This is a genomic window from Streptomyces sp. SM11 (genome assembly GCF_002910905.1).
In the GTDB taxonomy this organism is placed as follows: Bacteria; Actinomycetota; Actinomycetes; order Streptomycetales; family Streptomycetaceae; genus Streptomyces.
In genome coordinates this window covers 1-12,555 of sequence record NZ_NEUE01000208.1, presented here as the reverse complement: position 1 = coordinate 12,555, position 12,555 = coordinate 1, and the positions used below count along the sequence as shown (strand labels likewise).

The 12,555-nt window shown below is 74.4% G+C and carries 6 protein-coding genes and 1 pseudogene; all 7 read left to right on the top strand.

Annotated elements, in window-relative coordinates; translation table 11 throughout:
* Positions 1 to 45: 45 nt before the first annotated feature.
* Positions 46 to 900 (top strand): hypothetical protein, encoded by an 855-nt coding sequence (locus B9S58_RS19675; protein ID WP_103533425.1) that lies wholly within the window; start codon positions 46 to 48, stop codon positions 898 to 900.
* A gap of 2 nt (positions 901 to 902) precedes the next feature.
* Positions 903 to 3,407 (top strand): hypothetical protein, encoded by a 2,505-nt coding sequence (locus B9S58_RS19670; RefSeq protein WP_103533424.1) that lies wholly within the window; start codon positions 903 to 905, stop codon positions 3,405 to 3,407.
* Complete coding sequence (locus B9S58_RS19665; protein WP_103533423.1) at positions 3,400 to 4,500, top strand: hypothetical protein; 1,101 nt, start codon at positions 3,400 to 3,402, stop codon at positions 4,498 to 4,500. The genes B9S58_RS19670 and B9S58_RS19665 overlap by 8 nt, the downstream gene beginning before the upstream one ends.
* A complete protein-coding gene (locus B9S58_RS19660; protein ID WP_103533422.1) occupies positions 4,497 to 5,087 on the top strand; it encodes a Pycsar system effector family protein in 591 nt (196 codons plus the stop codon). Before B9S58_RS19665 ends, B9S58_RS19660 begins: the two co-directional genes overlap by 4 nt.
* Before the next feature lie 118 nt (positions 5,088 to 5,205).
* Positions 5,206 to 7,476 carry a VWA domain-containing protein gene (locus tag B9S58_RS19655; protein ID WP_103533421.1) on the top strand — a complete coding sequence of 757 codons (2,271 nt, stop codon included), beginning with the start codon at positions 5,206 to 5,208 and terminating at the stop codon, positions 7,474 to 7,476.
* Positions 7,477 to 7,525: 49 nt separating this feature from the next.
* The gene (locus tag B9S58_RS19650) at positions 7,526 to 11,224 is read left to right on the top strand and encodes a tubulin-like doman-containing protein (protein ID WP_103533420.1); all 3,699 of its coding nucleotides are present in this window, start codon (positions 7,526 to 7,528) and stop codon (positions 11,222 to 11,224) included.
* Positions 11,221 to 12,555: pseudogene (locus B9S58_RS19645) on the top strand (hypothetical protein); the annotation flags it as partial. The gene B9S58_RS19650 and the pseudogene B9S58_RS19645, both read left to right, overlap by 4 nt.

Genomic DNA, 12,555 nt, shown 5'->3' with positions numbered 1-12,555 from the left:
CTGTACGGGACGGCAAGCGGCGGCGAAGAGAGAGCGGGGCACGGGGTGGAGCACGAGGCGTTGGATGCCGGTGAGGCACGCTACGAGCTGGTCATCAGCGTGGACGCCAGACGTTCCGGGCAGTACGGCGACGCGGAGAAGCCGCGGATGCGGGAGCGGATCTACCGGGTTCTGGAGACCGCGTTCGCCCAGGCCGGGGTGGTCCGGGACACCGTCCACATGGAGGACCGCGGGGACGGCGTGCTGGTGTCGGTCCCCGGCCGGATCGCGGTGACGCGGCTGCTCGGCCTGTGGATGGTGGAGGTCCACGAGAACCTGCGGGAGGAGAACGGCGGCCTCCTCGTGCCGCTCGGGCTGCGGGTGGCGATGCACGTCGGTCCCGTACGCCACGACAGCCGGGGCATCAGCGGGCGCGCAGTCGACCTGACCTGCCGGCTCGCCGACTCCGCCGTGGCCCGGGACCTGCTGGACCGCGAACGGGCCGATCTGGTCCTCGCCGTCTCCGACTCCCTCTACGTCGATGTGGTCTCCGCCGGGGGCAAGTTCATCGAGCCCGCGCGCTTCGCCGCGGCGCGGCTCGCCCTGAAGGAGGGCGCCGTCACCGCCTGGTTCCACCTGCCGGGACGGCCCGCGCCGGACATCGGGCCGGTCGCTCCGGAGGAACCGGCCGCACCGGTCGGCGGTCCGGCTGCCGCACCGGCCGGCGCCGCGGCGGACGGCCGGCGGGACCAGCGGGCCGACGACAGCGACAGGGATGTGGACGTGGACGACGAGGACAGGGACGGGGAAGTGCCCGCCCAGTACAGGGCCGAGGGCGACCTGTCCGTCCACCGGCACAACGTCTACCAGCAGCCCGTGCACATCGGCCGCGTCACCGGCGACGGCCACCGGAAGGACTGAGCATGGCCGACGAAGCAGTGGCCGGGGGCCCGGCCGAACGCGCGGCCCCGCAGCCGAAGGACGCCCGCTCCCCCGAGGCATCGCCGCGCGGTGAGGCACGGAAGGACGACCAGCCCAAGGGCGCCCCGGACGGCAAGGGTTCGCCCGGTCCCTCCGACGCCGCCGACGCCCCCGGCTCCGCCGACGGCGAGGCCGCAGAGCGGGAGAAGGAGCGCGAGCGCGCCGCGGACCGGTTCAAGGACCTGACCCGCGACCCGCTGGCCGAGGAGCAGGGCGAGGAGGAGCCGACCGACCTCGCCGCCGCCACACGCGCCCGCCGGGCCGGACAGAAGCTCCTCAGCAGCGGGCGGGACCTGACCAGCTTCGACCGGTCGCGCATCGGTCACGCCCACATCGGCGACATCAACGTCCAGCTGGACGCCCGGCGTTCGGGCCTGGCCATGCGCGGCGGCCCGGTCCCCGAGGACGAGTTGCGGCGGCTGCGGCGGGCCCACATCGAGCCGGAGGGGTACGTACGGCTGCGCCGGGCGCTGGAGTCGCGCCGCCTGCTGGTCCTCGGCGGGGCCCCCGGCACCGGCCGGACCAGCACCGCCCTGGCGCTCCTGGACGAGGTCACCCGCAACGGCGAGGGAGCGGAGAACAACGAACGGGTCCGCCGCACCGCCCCGGAGGAAGGTGTGCGCAAGCTGGCCGACCAGGTGGCCGCCGGGGAGGGCGGCCACCGGCGCGGCACCGGGTATCTGCTGAAGCCCGCGCCGGACCGGCCCGGGGTGCTGCCGCCCAACGGCATGGACCTGGACCAACTGGCGTCGGCGCTGGCCGAGCAGGGCTCGTACGCGGTGCTCGTCGTCAGCGTCGGCTCGGCGGCCAACCCGCTGCTGGCCGGGCGGTACGGGGCGCTCTGCCCGCCCGCCCCCACCCGTGAACTGGTCGACGTCCGGCTGCGCGAGCGGCTGGAGGAGGAACACGGCGACCAGCGCGCGGACGGGGGCGGCGGGCTGCTGGAGCGGGCGGCGGAGCTTCGCGAGGACCCCGAGGTCACCGAGGCGGTGGGGCTGGACGATCTGCGCCCCGCCGAGGCGGAGCTGTTCGCCTCGCTGCTGGCCGGGCATGTGCTCGGCTCGCTCGGCCGCGAGGAGCTGCTGTCCGGCTGCCGGGGTCTCGCGGCCGTCCAGGCGTACGAGTGGTTGGCCGGGGTGGACCGCGCGCCGGCCGCCCCGCCGCCCGGCGACGACGGGGCGCCCGTGCGCTCCGGGACCGCCGCCCTGTTCCACCCAGTGGCGTTCCGGATCGCGCTCGCGGTGCTCGGCGGGGCGTCGCACAGCGCGGTGTCGGCCGCCGCCCACCTGCTGACCTGGGAACTGTCCGTACAGAGCGATCCGGACAGCACCCCGGCGCGGGCGCTGTTCTGCGACGACCCGGAAGCCGATCTGGCGCTCTCGCGCGCTCGGCCGGCCGAGGGGACCGTCGACGTGGCGGGCGCCGAGGTGGCCGGGCGGCTGGTCTTCTACCGGGGCACCGCGCTGCCCGCCGCGGTGCTGGCTGAGCTCTGGGAGCGGCACTTCCCGGTCCGCGCCCCGGTCGTGCGCTGGCTGCGGCTGCTCGCCGACGACCCCCGGCCGCAGGTGTCGATGCGCGCCGCGGTGGCCGCCGGGGAGCTGTCCGTACGGGACTTCGAGCACGGGTACGCGGAGCTGGTCCGGCCGCTCGCCGAGGCCCCCACGCCGCGCCGCCGGGTCTTCGCCGCGACCGCGCTGGACCAGGTCGCCGGGCACGCCTCGCACCGCAAGGCGGTGCGCAGGGTGGTCGACGACTGGTCGCGGTACGGCACGCCGTCCCTGCGCTGGACGGCGGCGATGGCACTCGGCTACGGGCGGTCCGCCGACTCGATGGACGACACCCTGGACGCGCTGGCCCGGATCGGGGTCCGCGACGACGGTGAGCAGTTGGCCGTGGCCTCGCTGAACGTGGTCCGGCTGCTGACGCACCCGCAGTGCGCGACCGTGCTGCGGCGGCTGGCCGACTGGACCGGGCACCGCGGCGAGGAGTACCAGGACCTCGCCCTGGTGACCATCGTCCGGCTGGCGCTGACCGATGTGGACGAGGTGCTGGACGACGAGCCCGGCACCCCGCTGGGCGACCGGGGCGACTGGCCGCTGCTGCTGGCGCTGGCCGCGACCCGGCCCGAACTGACCGGGCGGCTCGCCGACCTGTTCTGGACGGCGCTCAACACCGCGCGCTCCCGGGACGTGGCGCTCGACGCCCTGGAGACCCTGCTGCGCTCCGCCACCCGCAAGGACGGCCGCGCGTGGACCCGGGAGGGGCTGGCCGCGCTGCTGCCCGCCCTGGTCGCCGAGGAGCACGACCAGCGGCGGCTGGACTGGCTGCTGCGCCGAATGATGAGGGATCAGGACCGGCCGCTGGCCGAGGAGCAGGCCCGCGCCCTGTGGTGGCTCGCTGTGCCCGCGCGGCAGCGGCGGCCCGACGAGGAGGAGAGTCATGGCTGAGGAGAACGGCGTGGCGGAGAACGGAGCGGTGGTCCCCGCCGGCCCGTTCCTGCGGGAGTACGCGCCGACCGGCCCGTTCCGGCGGAGCGGTGCGCGCACCACGTCGGTGCTGTTCTACCGGCGGGGCTACAGCGTGGCCGGCGTGTCCGGGGTCGAGCACTTCGGCAAACCGCCGCTGGCCCGGCCGCACACCGTCTGCGAGATCGCCACCGGCACCTTCGTCACCACCCTGCGGATGGAGCTGCCCGCCGTCGGCGGGGCGACCTTCTTCAAGGCGGAGGTGGACATCCACTGGACCGTCGAGGACCCGCACCGGGTCGCGGTGGAGGTGGTCACCGACATCGCCCAGCGGCTCACCGCGCCGGCCCTGGAGCGGCTGCGGGAGATCTCCGCCCAGTTCCCGGTGCACCAGGCCGAGCAGGCCAACACCGCCATCACCCAGCACTGCGTCTCGGGCCGGTGGAACGACCTCGGCACCGACCTGGGGCTGCGGGTGCGGCTGTACGTACGGCTGCGGGTGGACGACCACACGATCGGCCACACGGCGAGGGTCCGGAGCCAGCGGGGGGACACCGTGCTGGCGCGGATGCGTCAGGAGGAGTACCTCAAGATGCTCCGCGGCGGGGACCTGGCGCAGCTCAGCCACATGCTGGCCGCGGACCCCGACGCGGCCAACACCTTCCTGGAGAAGATCCGCCAGGAGGGCAGGCAGGACGAGAAGGAGCGCGTCGACCGGCTCTTCTCCATGGTCGCCGACGGCCAGATCCACTCCAACGAGATGGAGAGCCAGGCACTCTCCTACCTCAACAAGAGGCACCTCAGCATCCAGGGCCCCATCGGCACCCGGGCCGCCCGCCGTGCCCCGCAGGAGCTGGAGCCAGCCCGGGAGGAGCCGTTCGCCCCCGACTGGGTGGCGGACGAACCTCCCGTACGGCGGCCCGGCACGCCCGACCGGGACAGCTCGCCCGAGCGGGACGCCGTACCCGACCGGGACATCGCAGCCGACCGGGACATCGCGTACGACCCCGAGCCGCCCGCTCCGCGCTCCCGGCCGCGCGACGACGGGTGGGGCTGGGCGGAGGACGACGGATGAGCGGCGACGGCGGCACACGGACTTCCCCCGCCCCGACCGCGCCGGTGCCGGACGGGGGTGGGCACGGGCCGGACGGGGCGGGGGAGCCCAACGGGGACCGGCACGGGCCGGACAGGGCGGGGGAACGCATCGCGGAACGGCTGCTGGTCACGGTCCGGGAGGACCTCGGCCGGGCCGACTCCAAGGCGGCGGTACTGCTTTCGGGGGCGCTCGCCCTGCCCGCCTTCCTCATCGGGCGGCACGGCTCCCCCGACTGGCGGGGCCCCGGCGACCTGGCGCTGGTCGTCGCGGGCCTGCTGTGGGTGGTCGCGGTGGCCGCCCTGGTCCGCGCGCTCCTGCCGCGTACGGGCACGGTCCGCGACCAGGAAGGGGTGACGTACTTCGGGGACCTGCTGGCCCCGTTCGACCACGACGCGCTGACCGCCCGGATCAACGAAGCGGGCCGCGACCCGGTCGGCTGGCTGCTCGTCCAGGCCGTGGACGTCAGCGCCATCCTGTCCGCCAAGTACCGGGCGATCCGCTGGGCGGTCGCCACGCTCGCCCCGTCGGCGGTGCTGGCTCTCGCCTGGAGCCTGACCGCGCGCTGACCGTCCCGCACGGGTGTGCCGCGTCCAGGGGCACACCCGTCGACAACTACCCAGAGCAGTCACCCAAGCACCTCGCGACACCACGCAGACATGGCAACGAGAGTAAAAGGGGACGGTCGTGCGAAATGACCGAAGAAGAGGCCCGGCCGGCACCGGCCGGGCCGGGCGGGCGGCGCTGTCCGTCCTGGCCGGTGCGGCCCTGCTCACCTCCCTGACGGCACCAGCCGCCCCCGGTCCGGAGCCGGCCGCGGCCACCGCGCCGGCCTTCGCCTCCGTCAACTACGCGGTGGCCGTCGACCAGTCCGCGAGCCTCGCGCCCGAGGACATCAAGGCGGAGAAGGCCGCCGCCGCCCGGATCGCGCTCGGTGACGTCTCGGCGACCTCCCACATCACCGTGTTCGGCTTCGCCGCCGCCGAGTCCGCCGACCAGCGGGCGGTGGACCCCGTCTGCCCCCGCACCCGACTGGACACGGCGGGGCGGGAGTCGATCGGGGGCTGCGTGGAGAAGCTGCGCGGCCGCAAGAAGAGCGAGGGCACCGGGACGGACTTCCCGAGCGCGATACGCCAGGGCGTGCACGAACTGAGCTCGGGCACCGACCCGTCGGTCCCCCGGGTGCTGTTCCTGCTCACCGACGGCGAGATGGACGTCACCGGCAGCCCCCAGTACGGGGATCCGGCGCACCGGAAGGCCGAGGGGAAGCGGCAGCTGGACCTGGAACTGAAGAACGCCGCCGCCAAGAACGTACAGATCTGGCCGCTCGGATTCGGTCCCGCCCCGGACAAGGAGCAGCTCGACAGGATCGCCGCCGGCGGCCACCAGAAGGGCTGCGTCGACCTGAAGTCCGCCCGCCCCACCGCCCGTAAGGTCTCCGGGGCCAAGGACGTCGGACCGGTGCTGGAGCGGATCTTCGCCGCCGCGCACTGCCTGCGCTACCAGCCGGGACCGAGCAAGCGCCCGCCCGCCACCCTGCCCATCACCATCTCGCCGCTGGCGACCGTCGGCTCCATCGTCGTCGACAAGGGCACCCCCGAGGTGACCGTCACCTACACCGACCCGCTCGGCAACAAGGTTCCGACCACCGGCGAGTTCAAGGGGTCCACCTTCGAACTCGCGGGCAGCGGCGGCACCGTGGAGGCACTGAAGATCATCGACCCGGTGCCCGGCCGGTGGAAGGTCGACGTGAAGGCCCCCGAGGGCCACCGCTCGCTGCCCGTCGGCGTCAGCGTCCTGTGGCAGGGGGAGCTGCGCGGCTCCATCACGATGGACCCGCCCTCCCCGCAGGCCGGGCAGAAGGCGACCGTCACCATGCGGCTCCAGACCCGCGAGGGCTACGAGATCAAGGACCCGGCCGACTACGCCGGTCTGAAGGTCAGCAGCGAACTCACCGGCGACGGCTTCGCGCCCCTGCCCCTGCGGCTCACCGACGACGGCGAGGGACCCGACCCCACGAAGAGCGACGGCTCCTTCAGCGGTACGGTCACCGTCCCCGAGAGCGCCGACGGCGCCCTGAAGGTCAGCGGCACCCTCACCGCCTCCGGGCTCAGCGCCGACACCCGCAGCGAGGGCGGCCGGGTCGCCCCCGGGGCCCTGCCCGTCGCCACGGCGCTCGGCCCCGTCCGGGGCGAGGGCCACCCCGGGGACACCGTCACCGCGAAGCTCGCCGTCACCAACACCACGGGCGCCCCGCACACCCTGCGGCTCTCCCTCGCGGACGTCCGGGCCGGGCTCCTCACCGTGAGCCCCGCCGAGATCGTGGTGAAGCCCGGGGCGTCCACCACCCACGAGATCACCATCGGCATCGGACCGGAGAAGTCCTTCGACGGGCGGCTCGACGACGGCCCGCTCGGTATCGGCGGCACCGTCACCGTCCAGGACGCCACCGACGACGACCGCACCCTGGTGCGTACCCCGCTCTCCGTCCAGGTCACCCCCGAACCCAGCCTCCTGGACCGGTACTGGTGGGTGCTGACCGGCGCCGTCGCCCTGATCGTCGTCGGCGTCCTGCTGGCGCTGGCCTGGCTCCGGCAGCGGCGGATCCGCCGCGACCCGCACGGGCTGATGCTCCATCTGATCTCCGAGGACGGCGACGTGCTCGGCGTCCACCGGGCCGGGCACGGCCAGAACCAGTGGTACGCGTTCGACATCGCCGAGGCGCACAGCAACCCGCGCATCGAGCGGCGCACCCACGGGCAGTACGCCGTGCAGCGCAGCCCCGAGGGCGGTGCGGTGCTGCGCAGGCGCGGCAGCGCCCGGACCCGGCTCACCGCGAACGGCCGGGCCGAACTCACCGACCGGCTGAGCCTCGCCCTCGGTGAGGACTCCGTACGCCCCAGCACCCCCGAGCGGCCCGATCCGGTGAGCCCCGGCAGCCACGACGACTACCTGTGACGCCCATTGACGAACCGGCCCGACCCCGGCCGGTAGCGGGAGGAACCCCATGAAGATCTTCCAGCCGATGCTCTTCGTCGGCCTGGGCGGGACCGGCGGCCTCGTCGGCGCCGAACTGGAACGCAAGCTGCGTGTGGACCTGTGCGGCCCCGACGGCACGGCACTCCAGCACATCGGCGGCCTCGCCCCCTACCAGCTGCCCGACTGCCTGCAGTTCGTGTACGCGGACTTCAGCGAGTCCGACCTCCAGCGGCTGCCCCAGTTCAACGTGGACTCCTCGCTGCGCGCGGCGTACGCCCGCACCTCGCGGGCCACCCACAACCTCCTGCCGAACTTCGACAGTTCGCCGGAGGTGACGCAGATGCTGCGGGCCAGCCTCCGCGAGGAGGTCGCCGGCTGGCTGCCCTCGCGCGACGGCGAACCGCGCGTCACCCCGCTGCACAACGGCGCCGGCCAGCTCCCCACGGTGGGCCGTGCCGCGCTCTTCGCCACGCTGCGGCACTCCCTCCAGCCGGTCCTGGAGCCCCTCCTCCAGGCGATCGACGCGATCGCCAGGTCCGCGGGCGAGCTGAGCGAACTGGGCGGCGGCCGGGTCACCGGCTGCGATGTCTTCGTCGCGTTCTCGGTCGCCGGCGGCACCGGCGCGGGGATCTTCCTGGACTATCTGCACCTGATCAACCAGGCGTTCAAGATGCGCCGGTTCAACGGCGTGAAGATCTACCCGCTGGTCGTCATGCCGTCCTCGTTCAGCGCCTCCACCGGTGGCGGGCGCGAGGCGGACCTCAACGCCGCCCGTGCGCTGGTCGACCTGTTCCGGCTGGTCGACGGGCAGAACGCGCCGACCGCCGGCGCGGAGATCGGCGAACTCGACCAGGAGACCGGCCTCGGCATCCGCTACCCGGGCGTCACCCCGGTCCGGCTGCGCACCGGAATCCTGCCGACCGCGTTCCTCTTCAGCCCGACCGCGGGCATCCGCCAGGACGATCTGCGCCGCTCCATCGTCTCGCTCGTGATGTCGCTGATCGGCACCGAACTGGGCGACAGCCGCTCCCAGGGCCGGTCGATGGCCGGCGACGACGACTTCCAGACCTTCGCCGCGAGCTTCATCAACCGGGGTGTGCACCGCAGCGCGCTGTCCCCCACCGGCATCGGCCGGCAGGGCGTCTCCACCAGCCTGGTCGCCTCGATGACCGCGCCCATGGACCAGCTGGCCGATCTGGTGGCCGGGCGGCTGCTGCGGGTCGCGGTCACCGAACTGGTGGAACGGCCGCGCAACCCGGCGAAGGACGACGCCGTGCCGCTGGTCCGTCAGCTGTTCGCCGACTCCCACCTCGAAGAGCTGTGGGAGCGCAAGCAGTTGCCCGTCGAGGACCCCCAGCCGCTGCCCCGCGGCGGCAAGGCGATCGAGGAGGCGCTCAACCACCGGATCGGCGACATGCAGCGCCTGCTGTCCGGGCTCCAGTCCATCGCCGACCGCCAGGCCGCCGCGATGGCGGCCCGCTTCAGCCCGCGCCCGGCGATCGAGCAGCTGTTGCAGCGCGTCGACCCGTTCCTGGCCGAACGCCTCGTCAGGGGCGTCCCCGACAGCGAGGACGAGATCACCCGGCTCGGGTTCCTCGGCATGGTCACCGCCCGCTCCCGCTCCCCGAAGCGGCCCCCGGGCGTCACCGACCAGCCGCCGAAGACCCCCCGGATCAAGGGCCGTATCGCCGGAATGTCCCCGGCCCGGTGGGGCGACGACGACGTACGGGCCGCTCTCCAGGCCCAGGACAACTGGTACCGCTGGCGCTGCCGGGCCGTATGGCACGAGGCCTGGCGGGAGCAGCAGCAGCGCTGGCAGTCGCAGGCGGACATGGCGGGCACCGACATGCTGCGGCTGGTGAACGCCTTCCGCAAACAGGCCGACCAGGAACGCAAGTCCGCCGAGCAGAAGGGACTGGAGCTGTACGCGGAGCGCACCGGCATCTCCTACCTCCTGCCGCCGCAGCGCAGCCTCAACCACTTCTACGAGGACGTCGTGGCCCGGCTCGTACGCGGTGAGGGCCTGCACGAGAGCGACGACGAGGCGTCGCTGCTGCTGCGGCTCATCGACGGGGACACCTGGCGTGACGTGCACACGCGCAGCCACCGCAGCCCCGACGGGGCGGTCGGAGTCGTCAAGGCCCGGCTGGAGGGGCGGATCACCAGGCTCTTCGCGGAGAACGGCGCGCAGATGGAGGAGCGGCCCCTGCTGCCCTCCATGAGCACCCTGCTGGCGGCCGCCGCCGGTGACGCCGACGCCACCGACCAGGTCAGCAAGGAGGCCCTCGACCTGTTCAGCCGCAAGCTCGCCGGTCTGCTGCCGGTCGGCTTCACCCCGGAGGGCACCGGGCCGCTGCGGGTTCTGGTCACCCACCCGCGGGTCCAGGCGGCGGAGGAGGTGCAGGAGTACCTCGCCAAGGCGCTGCGGCTGCCGTCCGACGCGAAGAACTCCGTCGAGTACCGGGGCGTGGAGAGCGACTCGATCACCGTGGTCCTCTTCCGCAGCGAGATGAGCCTCACCCAGGTGCCCGAGGCCCGCAAGGTGCTGCGCCAGTGGGCCAGGGCCAAGGACGACGAGCAGGCCCACGACGTACTGCGCTGGCGGCAGCGCCTCGGCTTCGAGGACGACTGGATGGTCAGCAGCGAGGAGGACCGGCGCACGATCCTGCACCGCCTGCTGTGCTGCCTGTGGAACGGCCAGGTGGACGTCCTGGACGGCGACACCGCCTCGCCCTCGCGAGTGCGGCTGCGGCTGTTCCCGGAGAAGGGGGCGAGCGTCCCCGGCGTACGGCTGCGTCTGGGGGACTTCCCCGGCGGCATCTCCAGCTGGTCGGAGCTGCTGCGCTCCTACGAACGCTGGACCGTGCTGGACGACGAGCGGACCGTGGAGGACTACTGCCGCAAGCTGATGGGCGCCCAGCCTCTCGGCCTCGCCCGGGCCGGCAGCACCCCGCACCCGTTGTTCGTCGAGCTCGTCGAACACATCGCCCCGCGCCAGCTGGAGCTCCTGGAGGAACGCCGGGAGCACGGCGGGCAGCGCGTGGACGGCTGGATCCGGCCGCTGTGGGAATTCTGGGCCGAGACCCTGCCCGCCGCCCTGGACACGGAGTTCGGCGACCAGCACGCGATCCAGCCCACGCTGCGCACCCTGCTGGAACACGCGCGCGGCGGCACCCCGAAGGCGCACCCCGCCCGGCCCGCCCCGGAACGCCGGCGCGCCCTGGCGGACGAGGAGGACTGGGGCACGGCGGCCCCGAGCACCGACGAACGCCCGGCCGACGACCGGCTCCGCGAGGACGCCGTGCCCGCGCCGCGGACGGCGGCCCGCTCCGTCCCGTACGAGGCGGAGAAGCGGTACGGGGAGGAGCGGTACGACGGCGGTGCGCGGCACGAGGAGGAGCGGTACGGGACCGGCGCCTCGCGCGGCGGGCGGGCCCGGAGCGAGCGGTTCGGCGATGAGCGGTTCCCGGGCGCCCGGTCCAGGGACGAGCTGTTCGGAAACGACCGGCTCGCCGACGAGCGGTTCACCGACGACCGGTTCACCGACCCACGGCCACCCGCCGACGACCGGTCCGGCGGTCGGGACGACGACGGGCCGGACGGGTTCGGGGGGCAGGACCGGCCGCCCGTGCGCCGCCCGGCCCCGGGTGGCGGCTGGGACGGCGACGGCTGGGACACGGACGAGGACGCCGCCGGGCGCTCCTACCGGAACGGGGGCCCGCAGTGACGTCTCCCGAGGACACCACCGCCGTCGTCCGTCTCGACCTGCGCGCCGGGTCCGCGGCCCTGGCCACCGCGCAGGCGGTACGCGACCGGGTGGCCGAGCAGCTGGGCCGGGCCGGGTTGCCGGAACCCGACTATCCGTTGTTCCTGGTCACCGACACCCCGGCCGGGCTGACCGACCACCAGCTCCAGTACGAACTACTCTCCGGCTACCGGGCGGTGGGCGAGACCAGGATCCTGGTGCTGCTGGTGGGCAGCTCCCCCGGTTCGTACGCCGGCGGGGAGGAGGCCTACCTCCCCGACCGCCGGCTGGTGCGGCCCACGACCCTGCGGGCCTCCTCGATCGGCCTGGTGTGGGCCGGTGATCTGCGTTCCGCCCGTACCGCCCTGGACCGGCCGGCGCCGGACGACCCCGCGTCGCTGGCCGTCCTGGTGGACCTCCTGTCGGTCCCGGACGTCTTCGTCCGGGTCCTGGAGGACCTGCGGATGCTGCCCGACTCCGTCGCCGCCCCAGGGGTCCGGCTGCTGGAGCAGGATCTGCCGGCGGAGGTCAGAGACCGGGCCTGGCGGGACGCGCTGACCCGGTTCGCGGGTGAGGACACCGGGGCCGGCGACCCGGTCGACGTCATCCCGGACGCCCGGCTGCCCGAACCGCTGCGCGCGCTCGTGACGGGGCGGGACGGCCGGGGCCACGGGCACCGGCGGCCGGACGGACCGGCGAACCTCGCACACCGGGCGTGCGCGGACTCCCTGGACCGGGCGGACGAGAACCTCGTCGCGCTGCGGGCCTTCCCGGGCCTGCTGCACCCGGCCCGGCGCGAGGCCCTGGAGGCGGATCTGCAACAGGCCCGCGAGGACCTGGACGGGTTCCGCACTCTGGTGGAGCGGGCCCTTTCGGGCGGCGGCGGTGCGGCGGCGGCGCCCACCGCGGAGGCCACCGCCCGGCTCGGCGCGCTCGGGCTGCGGGTGCCCCTCGCCGACAGCGCGGGGGAACGCGTCGGGGAGGGGCTGCGTGAACTGGCGGGCATGCTCCTCGGCGACGGGCTCGCGCTGCGTTCGGTGGCCCAGCACTTCACCTCGCTGGCCGGGCGGGTCGAGCCGGTGCCGGGCACCGCGCTGCTGCACCGGCTCGCCGACCACTCCGAGGAGTCGGTGAACCGCGGTTCCGCCACCGAGTACGCCGCACCGCCCCGTACCCCGGGCGGGGTGCTGCTCATGGCGGGTGCGGCCGGGCTGCTGGGCGGCCTGTGGCAGTGGCCCGCCGTCCTGGCGGCCCTGGTGGTGCCGGTGGTGTTCGTGGCCGTCGCGCTGCTGGGCGCGGGCCGGCTGCGCACG